At 64.4% G+C, this 15,256-nt stretch carries 14 protein-coding genes; 11 read left to right on the top strand and 3 right to left on the bottom strand.

The genetic code is table 11. The features are described 5' to 3' along the window. Positions 1–134: 134 nt before the first annotated feature. Both ABB27_RS08560 and ABB27_RS08555 read left to right on the top strand, forming a co-directional pair. The gene (locus ABB27_RS08560; protein ID WP_057628284.1) at positions 135–896 is read left to right on the top strand and encodes a sulfurtransferase; all 762 of its coding nucleotides are present in this window, start codon (positions 135–137) and stop codon (positions 894–896) included. A 113-nt stretch (positions 897–1,009) separates the two neighbouring features. Further along, positions 1,010–2,005: an LLM class flavin-dependent oxidoreductase gene (locus ABB27_RS08555; protein ID WP_057628281.1), complete on the top strand. Its 996-nt coding sequence runs from the start codon at positions 1,010–1,012 to the stop codon at positions 2,003–2,005. 285 nt (positions 2,006–2,290) lie between these two features. On the opposite strand, the gene ABB27_RS08550 is transcribed toward ABB27_RS08555, so the two are convergent. Beyond that, positions 2,291–2,965 carry an exopolysaccharide biosynthesis protein gene (locus tag ABB27_RS08550; protein ID WP_057628280.1) on the bottom strand — a complete coding sequence of 225 codons (675 nt, stop codon included), beginning with the start codon at positions 2,963–2,965 and terminating at the stop codon, positions 2,291–2,293. Then, positions 2,949–4,292, bottom strand: a complete 1,344-nt coding sequence (locus tag ABB27_RS08545) for a hemolysin family protein (protein WP_057628279.1) — start codon at positions 4,290–4,292, stop codon at positions 2,949–2,951. Before ABB27_RS08545 ends, ABB27_RS08550 begins: the two co-directional genes overlap by 17 nt. A gap of 276 nt (positions 4,293–4,568) precedes the next feature. Here ABB27_RS08545 and ABB27_RS08540 point away from each other — a divergent pair, with 276 nt between their 5' ends. Together ABB27_RS08540 and ABB27_RS08535 are read left to right on the top strand one after the other, a co-directional pair. After that, positions 4,569–5,195: a DUF47 domain-containing protein gene (locus tag ABB27_RS08540; protein ID WP_057628278.1), complete on the top strand. Its 627-nt coding sequence runs from the start codon at positions 4,569–4,571 to the stop codon at positions 5,193–5,195. Between the two features lie 12 nt (positions 5,196–5,207). Continuing rightward, positions 5,208–6,329: an inorganic phosphate transporter gene (locus tag ABB27_RS08535; RefSeq protein ID WP_057628277.1), complete on the top strand. Its 1,122-nt coding sequence runs from the start codon at positions 5,208–5,210 to the stop codon at positions 6,327–6,329. A 250-nt stretch (positions 6,330–6,579) separates the two neighbouring features. Here ABB27_RS08535 and parE read toward each other — a convergent pair whose 3' ends face one another. After that, the gene (parE, locus tag ABB27_RS08530; protein ID WP_057628276.1) at positions 6,580–8,469 is read right to left on the bottom strand and encodes a DNA topoisomerase IV subunit B; all 1,890 of its coding nucleotides are present in this window, start codon (positions 8,467–8,469) and stop codon (positions 6,580–6,582) included. Positions 8,470–8,626: 157 nt separating this feature from the next. On the opposite strand from parE, the gene ABB27_RS08525 reads away from it, so the two are divergent. The 7 genes from ABB27_RS08525 to truD all read left to right on the top strand — a co-directional run bounded on the left by ABB27_RS08525 (position 8,627) and on the right by truD (position 15,062). Further along, entirely contained in the window at positions 8,627–8,878 is a 252-nt protein-coding gene (locus tag ABB27_RS08525) for a hypothetical protein (RefSeq protein ID WP_057628275.1), read from the top strand. Positions 8,879–9,008: 130 nt separating this feature from the next. After that, the gene (pyrG, locus tag ABB27_RS08520) at positions 9,009–10,673 is read left to right on the top strand and encodes a CTP synthase (RefSeq protein ID WP_057628274.1); all 1,665 of its coding nucleotides are present in this window, start codon (positions 9,009–9,011) and stop codon (positions 10,671–10,673) included. A 390-nt stretch (positions 10,674–11,063) separates the two neighbouring features. Further along, complete coding sequence (gene eno, locus ABB27_RS08515) at positions 11,064–12,356, top strand: phosphopyruvate hydratase (protein ID WP_057628273.1); 1,293 nt, start codon at positions 11,064–11,066, stop codon at positions 12,354–12,356. Positions 12,357–12,361: 5 nt separating this feature from the next. Beyond that, positions 12,362–12,733 (top strand): cell division protein FtsB, encoded by a 372-nt coding sequence (gene ftsB, locus ABB27_RS08510; RefSeq protein WP_057628272.1) that lies wholly within the window; start codon positions 12,362–12,364, stop codon positions 12,731–12,733. After that, complete coding sequence (gene ispD, locus ABB27_RS20160) at positions 12,730–13,428, top strand: 2-C-methyl-D-erythritol 4-phosphate cytidylyltransferase (protein ID WP_057628271.1); 699 nt, start codon at positions 12,730–12,732, stop codon at positions 13,426–13,428. The genes ftsB and ispD overlap by 4 nt, the downstream gene beginning before the upstream one ends. A gap of 45 nt (positions 13,429–13,473) precedes the next feature. Continuing rightward, positions 13,474–13,974, top strand: coding sequence for a 2-C-methyl-D-erythritol 2,4-cyclodiphosphate synthase (ispF, locus tag ABB27_RS20155; protein WP_057628270.1), 501 nt, complete (start codon positions 13,474–13,476; stop codon positions 13,972–13,974). Next, on the top strand, positions 13,971–15,062 hold the full coding sequence (gene truD / locus ABB27_RS08495) for a tRNA pseudouridine(13) synthase TruD (protein WP_057628269.1): 1,092 nt from the start codon (positions 13,971–13,973) through the stop codon (positions 15,060–15,062). The genes ispF and truD overlap by 4 nt, the downstream gene beginning before the upstream one ends. Positions 15,063–15,256: the final 194 nt, after the last annotated feature.

Genomic DNA, 15,256 nt, shown 5'->3' with positions numbered 1-15,256 from the left:
GGGCTGGGGAGGGGTAAGCTTTTGTGGCCTTTCACGCGCTACCAGCTTCGCGGCTTACGCCGCTCCCACAGCTCCTACAGTTGCTAGTCCCTTTGCAGCACAACGCTGCGCGGGCCGTCGTTTAAACTATGCCCATGATCGTCAATACCGCTGCCTATCTTTTCGTTCCGCTCGCCGATGCCGAAGCGTTGACCGCCACCCTGCATGAACGCGCCAAGGCGCTGGAGCTGCGTGGCACCATCCTGATTGCCGAGGAAGGTATCAATCTGTTCCTGGCCGGTAGCGAGGGTGGTATCGAGGATTTCTACCGCCAGCTCAAGGCCGACGCGCGTTTCGCCGACATGCGCATCAAGTACAGCCACAGCCAGATGCAGCCGTTTGCGCGGCTCAAGGCCAAGTTCAAGTCCGAGATCATCAGTTTCCGCCGCGACGACGGCCAGCCGCTGGATTACCCGCGCGCGCCCAGCGTGGCCCCGGCCACCGTGCAGCGCTGGTTGCGGCAGGGCCACGATGACGATGGCAAGCGCGTGGTGATGCTGGACACCCGCAACTGGCAGGAATTTGCCCACGGTACCTTCACCGGCGCATTGACCCTGCCGATTGCCAAGTTCACCGACCTGCCGGCCGCGCTGGAGCCGCACCGCGAGGCGCTGGCCGATGCGACCGTGGTCAGTTTCTGTACCGGCGGCATCCGTTGTGAAAAGGCCGCGCTGTGGATGCAGAACGACGGCATGCACAATGTGCTGCAGCTGGAAGGCGGCATCCTGGGCTATTTCGAGGAAGTAGGCGGCGAGGGCTATGACGGCCGCTGCTTCGTATTCGATGAGCGGGTGGCGCTGGACGCACAGCTGCAGCCGCTGGTGGACCGCCAGGACGAGGCCCAGGCCCAGGCCTGATCCGGGGCGGCAACAGACGCTGGAAAACAGTGTCCCGGCGGAAACCGCGCTGACAGGATGGAGAATGCGAGGACAAACCCCATGTCCTTTGCATCGTCCATGGAGACCGCAGAATGATCCCACTTTCCATCCTTGACCTGGCTCCGGTCTGCGAGGGCTCCACGCCGCAGCAGGCTTTCGTCAACATGCTGGAACTGGCCCAGCATGCCGACCGCTGGGGCTATCACCGTTATTGGCTGGCAGAGCACCACAACATGCCTGGCATTGCCAGCGCCGCCACGTCGGTGCTGATCGGGCATGTGGCTGGGGGCACCTCGCGCATCCGCGTGGGTTCGGGCGGGGTGATGCTGCCCAATCATTCGCCGCTGCAGGTGGCCGAGCAGTTCGGCACGCTGGCCTCGCTCTATCCGGACCGCATCGATCTGGGCTTGGGCCGTGCGCCAGGTACCGACCAGCCGACGGCGCGGGCATTGCGCCGTTACTTCGACAGCGCCGACCAGTTCCCACAGGATGTTGCCGAGCTGCTGCATTACTTCGCGCCCGTGCAGCCGGGGCAGACGGTACAGGCCGTGCCCGGCGGCGGCATTCCGGTGCCGGTATGGCTGTTGGGCTCAAGCCTGTTCAGTGCGCGTCTGGCCGCGCAGATGGGGCTGCCGTTTGCGTTCGCCTCGCACTTCGCCCCGGATGCGATGGATGAAGCGCTGGCCTTGTATCGCCGCGATTTCCGTCCTTCCGAGCGCCTGCAACAGCCGTACGCGATTCTTGCCTTGAACGTGGTGGCCAGTGATTCGGAGGCTGAATCCAAGCGCTTGTTCACCAGCCAGCAGCAAGCCTTCGTCAATCTGCGGCGTGGCACGCCGGGGCGTATCCCGGCGCCGGTGGATGACATCGAGGCGTTCTGGGCGCCGCACGAGAAGGCGGGCGTCGAGCGGGCGCTGGCCTGCAGCATCGTCGGTGACGTCGAACAGGTGGCCGAGGGATTGGTGGCATTCGCCGAGCGGCATCGCCCGGACGAAATGATGCTGGCCGCCAATATCCATGATCCCGCCGCGCGCTTGCGTTCGTTCGATCTGGCGATGCAGGCCTGGCAGCGCGTCGGAGCGGCGTAAGCCTTTTGCTCCCTCCCTTTCGCATGGCAAAGGGGAGGGTTGGGGAGGGGGATTTTTCGCGGGAAAGCCCCTTGTAGGAGCGGCGTGAGCCGCGAAGCCGATGGCATTGAAATCACCCGTGGCGATGCAATCTGATCGACCATCTGCTTCGCGGCTGACGCTGCTCCCACAGTGTTCATGTGTCGCCGGTAAAGCCCCTGCCGAGCATGGCTCGGCACTACGCTGCATTTTGAGGATTGGGTGTTGCTGGTAAGGCCCCTTGCCGAGCATGGCTCGGCACTACGGTCAGTTCATCCAGCGCTCGAACAGGGCGACGCTCTCGCTGATCAGCTGGCCGGAGCCGAAGCCGAAGAACAGCCCGGCGGCGATTGCCGCTATCCAGTTGAACAGCATCAGCGCGCCATCGCGTTCGAGCAGTGCCAGCGCGAACAACAGCAGCTGGAAGCCGAAAAGATAGTTGGTGAACGGAATCGGTAGCGACAGCAGCAGCCCGACCAGCAATAGCAATACGCCAGTGAGCATGCGCGCCGGCAGCGGCACGATCAGCGCCTGCAGGCGGGGCTTGAGCATGCGGTCCAGCCGCTGCAGGGGGCGGCTGATCTTGCCGAGAAACCGGTGCACGGTGCTGCGTTTGGGGCCGCGGCGGGCGATGAAGCCCGGCAGCCAGGGCCGTGACATGCCGAACAGCAACTGGATGCCGATCAGGAATACCAGTGGGCTGCTGACCGCCCCGCCTATGCCCGGGATCGGGATGAAGGCGGGGAGGATGGCAATGAACAGGAAGACGCCGAAAGCGCTTTGTTCCAGTCCCTGCAGGACCTTGCCCAGAGGCAGGTGTTCGTCCGGGTCGCCGCGCTCAAACATCGCCAGCAGGGTGCGGATGCCCTCGTTGCGGTAACCGCCGGCCGCTGTGGTGGCGCCGTCAGGTGCGGCGCCTTCCGGCTCAACCGGTGATGTCATCGGCGTCTTCTTCCGGCAGCCTGCGCAGCAGCAGTTTGTCGATGCGGGCACCGTCCAGGTCGACGATCTCGATGCGCCAGCCGGCCCAGTCGAAATATTCGCCGGCGTGCGGAATGCGGCCGAAATAGTGCATGCACATGCCGGCCAGCGTGTAGTAATCGCCTTCTTCGGCATCGGGCAATTCCGCGCCGTTCATCAGCTCCTGCAGGTCATCCACCGGCAGCGAGCCGTCAACCAGCAACGAGCCGTCTTCGCGGGTGACGACCAGGGCGTCATCGTCGGTGTTTTCGGTGGCCTGCAGGCGGCCGACGACGGCGCCCATCAGGTCGGAAATCGTCACCAGGCCCTGGATTTCGCCGTATTCGTCCACCACCAGCGCCATCGACTGGTGCTCCTCGCGGAAGATTTCCAGCAGCTTCATCGCATGGGTGGATTCGGAGACGTACAGGGTCTCGCGCAGGTTCTCGAACAGGTTGTGGCTGCCGCCGCTGATGCGGGTGACCAGGCTCTTGACCTCAAGAATGCCGGCGATGTCCTGGTCGTTGCCGCGGTAAACCGGGTAGCGCGAGAAGGCGTGGTCGCGCATTGCCTGCAGGTTCTTTTCCGGGTCGGCATTGGTGTCCAGCCAGGCGATGCGGTTGCGCGGGGTCATCAGGCTGTCGGCGGTGCGGTCGCCCAGGCGCATGACGCGGTTCATCATGTCGCGCTCGTGGCTGTCGATCACGCCCTGCTCGTGGCTTTCGGCCACCAGCATGCGGATTTCTTCTTCACTGACCGAGGCCGATTCGGTCTTGCCCAGGCCGAGCAGGCGCAGCACCAGGCGGGTGGAGTGCGACAGCAACCAGACGCCGGGGGCGGCAATACGGGCAAGCCAGCTCATCGGCACGGCGACGATGCCGGCAATGTCTTCCGAGCGGGTCAGGGCGACGCGCTTGGGTACCAGTTCGCCGAAGATCAGCGTCAGGTAGGTGATCAGGGCCACGGCCAGGGTCTTGCCGAGGAAGTCCGACCAGGGCTGCACCGCGCCAAACAAAGAGAAGTTGGCGGACAGGGCTGGGAACAGGGCCTGCAGCTGCTGGGCGATGGCGCCACCGATGGCGTCACCACCGTAGACACCGGTCAGGATGCCGATCAGGGTGATGCCGATCTGCACCGTGGACAGGAAGTTCTCGGGCTTCTCGGACAGGGCCAGGGCGCGCGCGGCGCGCTTGCTCGAGCCGGCCAGCTGTTTCAGGCGGCTCTTGCGGGAAGTCATGACCGACATCTCGGACATGGCAAAGAAGCCGTTGAGCAGAATCAAGGCCAGTACGATGAAAAATTCAAACACGGGTCTCTCCCCGGGTTGGTGACAGGGAGGGCGGGCGTTTGCGGTGGCGGCGGCCGCTCAGAGGCGGGATCCGGCGCTTTGGCGGGGGATAAGGGTCGTCGTCCATAGGGTGCGCCGCGAGGGCGCTGGGTGATATTAGCAAACCACCGGGCCACGGGTACGGCCGGCTGTTCACATTTCAGGCTTAAAAAAGACGCCGGGAATACCCTGAATGCCATCTAGCCGTCATAATTCGCCCCTGGTGCCGTCCCTCCCGCGACGGCGAATAGGCTCCCCATGTTTTCGTTGCAGACCATCTTTGGCTCCGGCAAGCAGTTTTATACCTACCTCGACGAGGCCGCGCAGGCCGCCTATGACGGTGCCAAGGCACTGCACAGCATGATGCGCGAGGCAGATCGTCAGCCGGCGCTGGATGCGTTCAAGCTCGCTCGTCTGCGCGAGCGCGCCGCCTCGGACAAGATCAGCCAGGCCCTGGTTGACAGTTTCATGACCCCGATCGAGCGCGAGGACATCGAAGCGCTGGGTTCGGCGCTGTACAAGATTCCCAAGCAGATCGAGAAGTTTGCCGACCGTTATTCGCTGGCCGTGCAGCATCTGGACCAGATCGACTTCGCCCCGCGCGCAGCGATGCTGGAGCAGGCTGCCGGCGTGGTGGTGGAAATGGTCAACGACCTGCGCCACATGAACCTGGATCGGATGACCGCGCTCAACGAAAAGCTGCGTTCGCTGGAAAACGAGGCTGACCGTCTGATGTTGGAGCTGTACCGCGACATCTACTCCGGTCGCTTGGACAATCTGCAGATGTTCCTGCTCAAGGAATTCTTCGAGATCCTGGAAAAGGCCATCGACCGTTGCCGCGAAGCCGGTGTGGTGGCCTACCAGATCGTGCTCAAGAACAGCTGACGGGGACGCTCAATGCTCACCCTCGTCCTGGTGGTGATTTTCGCCGCGCTCGTCTTCGAGTTCATCAACGGCTTTCACGACACCGCCAACTCAATCGCCACGGTAGTGGCAACCAAGGTTCTGTCACCTGGCTGGGCAGTGATGCTCGCTGCGGGCATGAACCTGATCGGCGCGCTGACCGGCACCGCCGTCGCGCTGACCATCGCCAATGGCCTGCTCAACACCGACGTGGTCGCCGTGACCCCGCAGGTGATTCTGTGCGCGCTGCTGGGCGGGATCGTCTGGAACCTGATCACCTGGTGGAAGGGGCTGCCGTCCTCGTCCTCGCACGCCCTGATCGGTGGCCTGTGCGGTGCCGGCCTGGCCGCCGCGCACAACAACTGGGATGCGCTGATCTGGTCGCAGAACGTCGGCAACTGGGCGCAGAACAAGGGCCTGTTGTGGAAGGTGTTCGTGCCGATGATCACCTCGCCGATCGCCGGCTTCTTGCTCGGTATCGTGGTGATGTGCCTGTTGTGGGCGATCATTGCCGGCATGTCGCGTGTCGGCGGCGTATTGGGTCGTCTGGCCCGCCCGCGTTGGGTCAATGCCTTCTTCGGCAAGGCGCAGATCGTGTCGGCGGCGTACATGGGTTTTGCCCATGGTCATAACGATGCGCAGAAGACCATGGGCATCATCGCCATGACCTTGATCGGCGCCGAGGCATCCGGTGCATTGAACGACCTGCCGTCCTGGCTGGCCTTCATGCATCCCGATGCCAACACCGGCGGCGGCATTGCCATGTGGATCGTGCTGACCTGTGCGGTGGTGATGGCCGCCGGCACCGCCTCCGGCGGCTGGAAGATCATCAAGACCCTGGGTCACAAGATGGTCAAGCTGCACCCGATCCACGGCTTTGCCGCGGAAACCAGCTCGGCCACCATCCTGACCCTGGCTGCGCACTTCGGCATGCCGGTCTCGACCACCCACAGCATCTCGACCGCGATCATGGGCGTTGGCTTCGCCAAGAACCCGAAGTCGCTGCGTCTGGGCGTGATCGAGCGCATCCTGTGGGCCTGGATCCTGACGATCCCGGCGGCAGGTGGTTGTGCTTACCTGATCCTGCGTCTGTTCGAAATGGCCGGTTGGAACTGAGTCATCCGGTTCGCATCCTGTAAACGGAAAACCCGCCAGAAATGGCGGGTTTTTTTGTTGGTTGGGGCGTGCTGTTGTTTGTGGGAGCGGCGTAAGCCGCGAAGCTGACAGTGCTGGCAAACAGGCAGCTTCCACCTGATGGTGTGCGAGCTTCGCGGCTTACGCCGCTCCCACAAAGGCAATGCCGGGGCGCCGGCAACAAAAAGCCCGCCGGTCAGGGCGGGCTTTCGCTGCAAGGCAATGCCTGCGATCAGGCTTCCAGCGAGGCCAGGTCGCCCTTGCTTTCCAGCCAGCCCTTGCGGTCCGGGGCACGCTTCTTGGCCAGCAGCATGTCCATCAGCGCCGAGGTCTGCTCGCTGTCGTCCACGGTCAGCTGCACCAAGCGGCGGGTATCCGGGTGGATGGTGGATTCGCGCAGCTGCGAGGGGTTCATCTCGCCCAGGCCCTTGAAGCGGGTAACGCTGACCTGGCCACGGATCTTTTCGCGCTCGATCTTGTCCAGCATCGATCGCTTTTCTTCCTCGTCCAACGCATAGAACACCTGCTTGCCCACATCGACGCGGAACAGCGGCGGCATTGCCACGAACACGTGGCCGGCATCCACCAGCGACGGGAAGTGGCGCAGGAACAGGGCGGTCAGCAAGGTGGCGATGTGCAGGCCGTCGGAGTCGGCGTCGGCCAGGATCACCACCTTGCCGTAACGCAGGCCGGACAGATCGTCCTTGCCCGGGTCGCAGCCGATCGCGATGGCCAGGTTGTGTACTTCTTCGGAGGCCAGCACGCTGCCGGAGGCGACTTCCCAGGTGTTCAGGATCTTGCCGCGCAGCGGCAGGATGGCCTGGAAATCCTTGTCGCGGGCCTGCTTGGCGCTGCCGCCTGCCGAGTCACCCTCGACTAGGAACAGCTCGGTGCGCGACAGGTCCTGGCTGATGCAGTCGGCCAGCTTGCCGGGCAGGGCCGGGCCCTGGGTGACCTTCTTGCGGGTGACCAGCTTTTCGGTCTTCAGGCGCGCGCTGGCGCGTTCGATGGCGATCTGCGCGATCTTCTCGCCCAGCTCCACGTTCTGGTTCAGCAGCAGGCTGAAGGCGTCGTGGGCGGCGCCCTCGACAAAACCGGCGGCCTGGCGCGATGACAGGCGTTCCTTGGTCTGGCCGCTGAACTGCGGGTCGGTCATCTTCAGCGACAGCACGAACGAAACCCGGTCCCAGACATCTTCCGGGGCCAGCTTGACGCCGCGCGGCAGCAGGTTGCGGAAGTCGCAGAACTCGCGCAGCGCCTCGGTCAGGCCGGTACGCAGGCCATTGGCGTGGGTGCCGTGCTGGGCGGTTGGGATCAGGTTGACGTAGCTTTCCTGCACCAGCTCGCCTTCCGGCAGCCAGGCCACGGCCCAGTCGACGATCTCGGTTTCCTTCTTCAGCGAACCGTAGAACAGGTCGGCGGGCAGCATTTCGCGCTCGCCCAGCTCGGCCTTCAGGTAGTCGCGCAGGCCGTCTTCGTAATACCAGGTATCGACTTCACCGGTGGCTTCGTCGGTCAGCTTGACGGTCAGCCCGGGGCACAGCACGGCCTTGGCGCGCAGCAGGTGGCGCAGCGCACGCACATTGAACTTGGGCGTATCGAAGTACTTGGGGTCGGCCCAGAAACGCAGGCGGGTGCCGGTGTTCTTCTTGCCGACGCTGCCGACCACTTCCAGCGGGGTGGCGCGGTCGCCATCGCGGAAGGTGATGCGGTGCTCGCTGCCGTCGCGACGGATATGGATCTCCACCAGCGTGGACAGGGCGTTGACCACCGACACGCCAACGCCGTGCAGGCCGCCGGAGAAGGTGTAGTTGCGGTTGTTGAACTTGCCGCCGGCGTGCAGCCGGGTCAGGATCAGTTCGACGCCCGGGATCTTTTCTTCCGGGTGGATGTCCACCGGCATGCCGCGGCCGTCATCGCTGACCTCGCAGCTGCCATCCTTGAACAGGGTGACCTCCACGGTTTTGGCGTGGCCGGCCAGGGCCTCATCGACCGAGTTGTCGATCACTTCCTGCGCCAGATGGTTCGGGCGGGCAGTGTCGGTGTACATGCCAGGACGGCGTTTGACCGGGTCCAGGCCGGAGAGGACTTCGATGTCAGCGGCGTTGTAACGGGCGTTCATGGATCTCGGTAGGGCGCAAATCGACGTGCGAGTTTGCGGTCTGGCGGCGATTTTTGCACGCGGGGCATTCAGGGCAGGGGCAGCTGCGGCGCGGTATCCTATGCTTGGATCCTAAACAGGCCCGCTATTCCTGGCGGGGCAAGCAAGGAGATTTTGGATGAAAACGACAAAATTGCTGGCTTTGGGTGTTGCTGTTGCAGCGGTGGCTGCCATCCCCTTCGTGATGGCGCAGAGCGCTGACAAGGGCAAGGCGGCCGAGACGGCGCAGGCCGCACCGGTCGACAAGGCGCAGAGCGAGGCCGAGCAGAAGGCCAAGCGCCGTGCGGCGGCGGCTGCCGAGGACAAGGCCAAGGCTGACCAGCCGGCGCCGCGTGAAGAAGAGGAAGAGGAAGCCCGTCGCCGTCGCTGACGCGCTTTCTTCAAGTTTCAAGGACGCCCCGGCGCAGGTCGGGGCGTCTTTTTTTTGATTCCGCCGCATCCAGTGCTTGGGTGTTTTGGCGGCAACCTTTAAACTAGGGCTTTCCGGGAGGCAGTGAGCCGTGACCCCCCTTATTTTTGTTACCGGTGGTGTGGTGTCCTCGCTAGGCAAGGGCATTGCAGCCGCGTCCCTGGCCTCGATTCTCGAGGCGCGTGGCCTGAAGGTCACCATGATGAAGCTGGATCCGTACATCAACGTCGATCCAGGCACGATGAGCCCCTTCCAGCATGGCGAGGTCTATGTCACCGACGACGGTGCCGAGACCGATCTGGACCTGGGCCATTACGAGCGTTTCATTCATAACCGTCTGAGCCGCAAGAATTCGGTGACCACCGGGCGTATCTACGAAAACGTGATCCGCAAGGAGCGCCGTGGTGATTACCTGGGCGCCACCGTGCAGGTCATCCCGCATATCACCGACGAAATCCGCCGCTGCATCGACGAGGCCACCGAAGGTTTCGACGTGGCGCTGGTGGAAATCGGCGGCACCGTCGGCGATATCGAGTCGCTGCCGTTCCTGGAGGCGATCCGCCAGGTGCGCACCGAGCGTGGCCCGGAGAAGGCGCTGTTCATGCACCTCACCCTGGTGCCGTACATCGCCGCCGCCGGTGAGCTGAAGACCAAGCCGACCCAGCACTCGGTCAAGGAACTGCGCTCGATCGGCATCCAGCCGGACGTGCTGCTATGCCGTTCCGAGCAGGCCATTCCGGATTCGGAGCGCCGCAAGATTTCGCTGTTCACCAATGTTTCCGAGCGCGCCGTGATCAGCGTGCCGGACGTTGAGGTGCTGTACCGCGTGCCGATGGGCCTGCATGAGCAGGGCCTGGACGAGATCGTGGTCAACCAGCTCAAGCTGGGCGACAAGGCCGGTCCGGCCGATCTGTCCGAATGGGAAGCCGTGCTGGATGCAGCGCTGCACCCGCTGGACGAAGTGACCATCGCTGTGGTCGGCAAGTACGTCGACCATCAGGACGCCTACAAGTCGGTGGGCGAGGCGCTCAAGCACGGCGGTCTGCGCCAGCGCACCAAGGTCAACCTGAAGTGGCTGGAAGCGCAGGAGCTGGAGGAATCCGGCCTGGCTGCGCTGGACGGCGTGGACGGCATCCTGGTGCCGGGCGGCTTCGGTGACCGTGGTTTCGAAGGCAAGGTGCTGACCTCGCAGTACGCCCGCGAGCAGAAGGTGCCGTACTTCGGCATCTGCTACGGCATGCAGGCGGCGGTGGTCGATTTCGCCCGCCATGTGGCCGGGCTGGAAGGCGCCAACAGCACCGAGAACGACCGCCAGTCGCCGAACCCGGTGATCGGCCTGATCACTGAATGGCGTACCGCCACCGGTGAGGTCGAGAAGCGTGACGAGAAGTCCGACCTGGGCGGCACCATGCGCCTGGGCCTGCAGGAGCAGCGCCTGAAGCCGGGCACCCTGGCGCGCGAGCTGTACGGCAAGGACGTGGTGGCCGAGCGTCACCGTCATCGCTACGAGTTCAACAACCGCTACCGCACCCAGCTGGAAGACGCCGGGTTGGTCATCGCCGGCAAGTCGATGGACGACACCCTGGTGGAAGTGGTTGAACTGCCGCGTGACCAGCACCCCTGGTTCCTGGCCTGCCAGGCGCACCCGGAGTTCCTGTCCACCCCGCGTGGCGGCCACCCGCTGTTCATCGGCTTCATCCGCGCCGCACGCGAGAAGAAGGCCGGCGGCAAGCTGCTGCAGGAAGCCCGCGCGTAATAGGTAGTGCCGAGCCATGCTCGGCAGGGGCTTTCCCAGCAGAAATGGTCATGTAGTGCCGAGCCATGCTCGGCAGAGGCTCTACCGGGGAAAATGGCACTGTAGTGCCGAGCCATGCTCGGCAGGCGTTACCCGTAGCGTGTGAATTGAGGCGAGCTTCGCTCTCCTTACCCTCATCCGCCCTTCGGGCACCTTCTCCCGCAGGGAGAAGGGCAAGGCGTCCACCTCAAACAAGGCCCGCTCCGTGCGGGCCTTGTGCGTTTCGGCGCTCCGGGCCGCTTTCAAGCGAAAGCAACGGCCGCGCCGGGCTGCGCTTCGTTTAAACTGCCCGCCGGTATTTTGCGTTTCCCGTCGATAACAGACTCACCCAAACGAGCCTAGCCCCCAGACATGACCAACATCGCCAAGATCCACGCCCGTGAAATCCTCGACAGCCGTGGCAACCCCACGCTGGAAGCCGAAGTCACCCTGACCGACGGCTCGTTCGGCCGTGCCGCCGTGCCGTCCGGTGCTTCGACCGGTACCAAGGAGGCTGTGGAGCTGCGCGATGGTGACAAGACCCGTTACATGGGCAAGGGCGTGCGCAACGCCGTGAACAACGTCAACGGCGCCATCGCCACCGCGCTGGCCGGCTTCAATGCCGAAGACCAGGAGGGCCTGGACCGTCGCCTGATCGATCTGGACGGTACCGAGAACAAGGGCCGCCTGGGTGCCAATGCGCTGCTCGGGGTCTCGATGGCTGCTGCCCACGCGGTCGCCGCTTCGAAGAAGCAGGCGCTGTGGCAGTACCTGGCCGCCAAGACCGGCGCTGCGCCGTCGCTGCCGGTGCCGATGATGAACATCATCAACGGCGGCGCGCATGCCGACAACAACGTCGATTTCCAGGAATTCATGGTCCTGCCGGTCGGCTTCAGCTCGTTCAGCGAGTCGCTGCGCGCGGGCACCGAAATCTTCCACGCCCTCAAGTCGGTGTTGAAGAGCCACGGCCTGAGCACGGCGGTGGGCGACGAAGGCGGCTTCGCACCGGACTTCCGCAGTAACGTCGAGGCACTGGACACCATTCTGGAAGCCATCGGCAAGGCCGGTTACAACGCCGGTGAAGATGTCCTGCTGGGTCTGGATGTGGCTTCAAGCGAGTTCTACGAGAACGGCAAGTACAACCTGGTCGGCGAAAACAAGCGCCTGACCTCCGACCAGTTCGTCGACTTCCTGGCCGACTGGGCCGCGCAGTACCCGATCATCAGCATCGAGGACGGCCTGGCCGAAAATGACTGGGCCGGTTGGAAGCTGCTCACCCAGCGCATCGGCAACAAGGTGCAGCTGGTCGGCGACGATCTGTTCGTCACCAACCCGAAGATCTTCGCCGAAGGCATCGAGTCGGGCACCGCCAACGCCATCCTGATCAAGGTCAACCAGATCGGCACCCTGACCGAGACTCTGGAAGCCATTGCCATGGCCGACAAGGCCGGTTACGCGGCCGTGGTCTCGCACCGTTCGGGCGAAACCGAAGACACCACCATCGCCGACATCGCCGTGGCCACCACTGCCACCCAGATCAAGACCGGCTCGCTGTGCCGCAGCGATCGCGTGGCCAAGTACAACCAGCTGCTGCGCATCGAGGAAGCCCTCGGCAGCGGTGCACGCTATGCCGGCCGTGATGCGTTTGTCTCGCTCAAGCGCTGATCGTCATGCGTAATTGGCGCTGGCTGCTGCTGGTGCTGGCGGTACTGCTGGCGTTGCTGCAGTACCGCTTCTGGTTTGGCCAGGGCAACTCGGGCGAAGTGATGATGCTCGAGGCGCAGGTGGCCAACCAGAAGCGTGACAACGACGGTCTGCAGCAGCGCAATGATTCCCTGGCCGCTGAAGTCCAGGATCTCAAGGATGGCGAGGCAGCCATCGAAGAGCGTGCGCGCAGCGAACTGGGCATGATCAAGCCGGGTGAAAAGTTCTACCGGGTGGTCGAGAATGCTCCGGTAGCCGCCCCTGTGGTGCCTGTGCCCGCCGCGAACACGCCGGCCGGGCAGGGCGACCAGCAGTCGCCGCCGGAGAATGTGCCGTGATCGTACAGACCTGGGCGGTGGTCCCCGCGGCCGGGCGCGGTGCGCGTTTCGGCGGCCCGGTGCCCAAGCAATACCTGTTGGCCGACGGCGAGCCGCTGCTGGCACATGCCCTGCAATGCCTGCTTGCCCATCCCGGCGTTGCCGGGGTGATGGTGGCCATTGCTGACAATGATGCCGATTGGCCGGGCTGGACCTCGTTTGCCGACAAGCCGGTGCTGACCTGCGTGGGAGGAGAGACCCGCGCAGCGTCGGTATTGGCCGGCTTGCAGGCTCTGCCGGACAGCGTGCGTGCCGATGATTTCGTGCTGGTCCATGATGCGGCGCGGCCGAATCTGGCCGCGGCTGACTTGAGCCGCCTGCTGGAAGTGGGGCGTGCCGATCCGGTCGGCGGCATTCTTGCCGCGCCGGTACGCGATACGCTCAAGCGCGCAGGCGATGACGGTGGCATTGACCGCACCGAGCCGCGTGAACGGCTGTGGCGCGCATTGACCCCGCAGTTGTTCCGCCGCCATCAGCTGACCCGCGCCTTGCAGGAGGCCGCTGCAGCCGGTGTTGATGTCACCGACGAGGCGATGGCAATGGAGCGCCAGGGCGTGCGCCCGCTGCTGGTCGAAGGCGCCGAAAGCAATTTCAAAGTCACCACACCGGCCGATCTGGCCCGTTTCGAATTCGAGCTGTCGCGGCGCGGCAGCTGATCCCTTGCCGGCGCGTTGGCGTCGGCTCTGCCAAGAAGTATTGCCATGAACTCTTCTGTTTCCTTCCCTCCCATCCGTATTGGCCAGGGCTATGACGTGCATGCCTTCGGTGAGGGCGACCACATTATGCTGGCCGGCGTGCGCGTGCCGCACAGCCGTGGCGTGCTCGCCCATAGCGATGGCGATGTGGCCTTGCACGCGCTGTGCGATGCCATGCTCGGCGCGCTGGCGCTGGGTGATATTGGCGTGCATTTCCCGCCGTCCGATGCGCGTTGGAAGGGCGCGGACAGCAGCCGCTTTGTCAGCCACTGCAATGAAATGCTGCGCGAACGCGGCTGGCAGGTTGGCAATGTCGATATCACCGTGATCTGCGAGCGGCCCAAGGTGGGCCCGCACGCGCTGGCGATGCGTCAGAAGGTGGCGCAGCTGCTGGAAATCGACCTGGACCGGGTCAGCATCAAGGCCACCACCAGCGAAAAACTGGGCTTCACCGGCCGCGAAGAAGGCATAGCCGCGCAGGCTGTGGCCTTGTTGGTAGCCGCATGAACGCGCTGCCGTTGGCCTTTGGCGAGCCGCTGCTGACCGCGGCGATCCGCAGCGTGCCGGAAGATTTCCAGGTGGATGAAATTCCGGCTTTCGAAGCGACCGGCGAGGGTGAACACCTGCTGCTGGATATCCGCAAGCGCAATGCCAATACCGTGGCCATCGCCAAGCAGTTGGCGCAATGGGCCGGTGTGCCGGAAATGGGCGTCAGCTATGCCGGCCAGAAAGATCGCCATGCCGTGACCACGCAGCGCTTCAGTGTGCACCTGCCCAAGCGCGTCGCGCCGGATCTGGCCCTGCTGGAATCGGACGAACTGCATGTGCTGGCGTCAACCTGGCACAACCGCAAATTGCAGCGCGGCGCATTGGCGGGCAACCGCTTCAAGTTGGTGCTGCGCGGCGTGCAGGGTGACAAGGCGGCGATCGAAGAGCGGCTGCAGATTGTTGCAGCACGCGGCCTGCCGAACTGGTTCGGCGAGCAGCGCTTTGGTCGCGACGGCGGCAATGTGCCGGCTGCGCTGCAGATGTTTGCCGGCCGCCGGGTGCGCAAGGATCAGCGCTCGATGCTGCTGTCTGCTGCCCGATCGGCCTTGTTCAACCGCGTGCTGGCCGCGCGCGTGGAGCAGGGCAACTGGGACACGGCCTTGGACGGCGAGATCTGGATGCTGGACGGCAGTCGTTCGGTGTTCGGCCCGGAACCGATGAGCGAGGTGTTGGCTGAGCGGCTGGGGCGCTTTGATATTCATCCCAGTGCGCCGTTGTGGGGTGTTGGTGAACTGCGCGCGACCGGCGCTGCCCGCGCACTCGAAGATCAGGCGCTGGCCGACGAACAGGCCATGGCCTTGCGCGCCGGGTTGGAGCAGGCTGGACTGAAGCAGGAGCGGCGCTCGCTGCGGCTGAAGCCGTCGCTGATGCAGCACCAGTGGCTGGCGGACGACGTGCTGGAAGTGTCCTTCGCCTTGCCGCCGGGCTGCTATGCCACCGCGGTGCTGCATGAACTGGGCGAAGTGACCGACGCAAGCCGCAATGAAATTGCGGGCGTTGCGCGGGCTGAAACCGAAGCGCCCAGCGCAGAAGACGCCGCCGAATAAGCGCTTGACCAAGCCGTAGCCCGGGTAAGCGCAAGCGCACCCGGGAAGCTGGCAGCCAGTGTCACTTCAACACGTCGCGCGGACAGCCCCGGGTGCGCTGCGCTTACCCGGGCTACAGAGACCGCTCCGTCAGCTCAAGCCGAAGTGCCCAGCGCAGAAGACGCCTCCGAATAGACGCCTGACCAAACCGTAGC

Origin of the sequence: Stenotrophomonas terrae, assembly GCF_001431465.1 — a bacterium.
GTDB lineage: Bacteria > Pseudomonadota > Gammaproteobacteria > Xanthomonadales > Xanthomonadaceae > Stenotrophomonas > Stenotrophomonas terrae.
Note: the sequence above shows the minus strand (reverse complement) of the source record. Positions and strands in the feature narration are given on the sequence as shown.

Excerpts from the sequence above, each read along its gene's own strand:
- ABB27_RS08560 (WP_057628284.1), top strand. The coding sequence starts at position 135 with ATGATCGTCAATACCGCTGCCTATCTTTTCGTTCCGCTCGCCGATGCC.
- ABB27_RS08555 (WP_057628281.1), top strand. The coding sequence starts at position 1,010 with ATGATCCCACTTTCCATCCTTGACCTGGCTCCGGTCTGCGAGGGCTCC.
- ABB27_RS08550 (WP_057628280.1), bottom strand. The coding sequence starts at position 2,965 with ATGACATCACCGGTTGAGCCGGAAGGCGCCGCACCTGACGGCGCCACC.
- ABB27_RS08540 (WP_057628278.1), top strand. The coding sequence starts at position 4,569 with ATGTTTTCGTTGCAGACCATCTTTGGCTCCGGCAAGCAGTTTTATACC.
- ABB27_RS08535 (WP_057628277.1), top strand. The coding sequence starts at position 5,208 with ATGCTCACCCTCGTCCTGGTGGTGATTTTCGCCGCGCTCGTCTTCGAG.
- parE (WP_057628276.1), bottom strand. The coding sequence starts at position 8,469 with ATGAACGCCCGTTACAACGCCGCTGACATCGAAGTCCTCTCCGGCCTG.
- ABB27_RS08525 (WP_057628275.1), top strand. The coding sequence starts at position 8,627 with ATGAAAACGACAAAATTGCTGGCTTTGGGTGTTGCTGTTGCAGCGGTG.
- eno (WP_057628273.1), top strand. The coding sequence starts at position 11,064 with ATGACCAACATCGCCAAGATCCACGCCCGTGAAATCCTCGACAGCCGT.
- ftsB (WP_057628272.1), top strand. The coding sequence starts at position 12,362 with ATGCGTAATTGGCGCTGGCTGCTGCTGGTGCTGGCGGTACTGCTGGCG.
- ispF (WP_057628270.1), top strand. The coding sequence starts at position 13,474 with ATGAACTCTTCTGTTTCCTTCCCTCCCATCCGTATTGGCCAGGGCTAT.
- truD (WP_057628269.1), top strand. The coding sequence starts at position 13,971 with ATGAACGCGCTGCCGTTGGCCTTTGGCGAGCCGCTGCTGACCGCGGCG.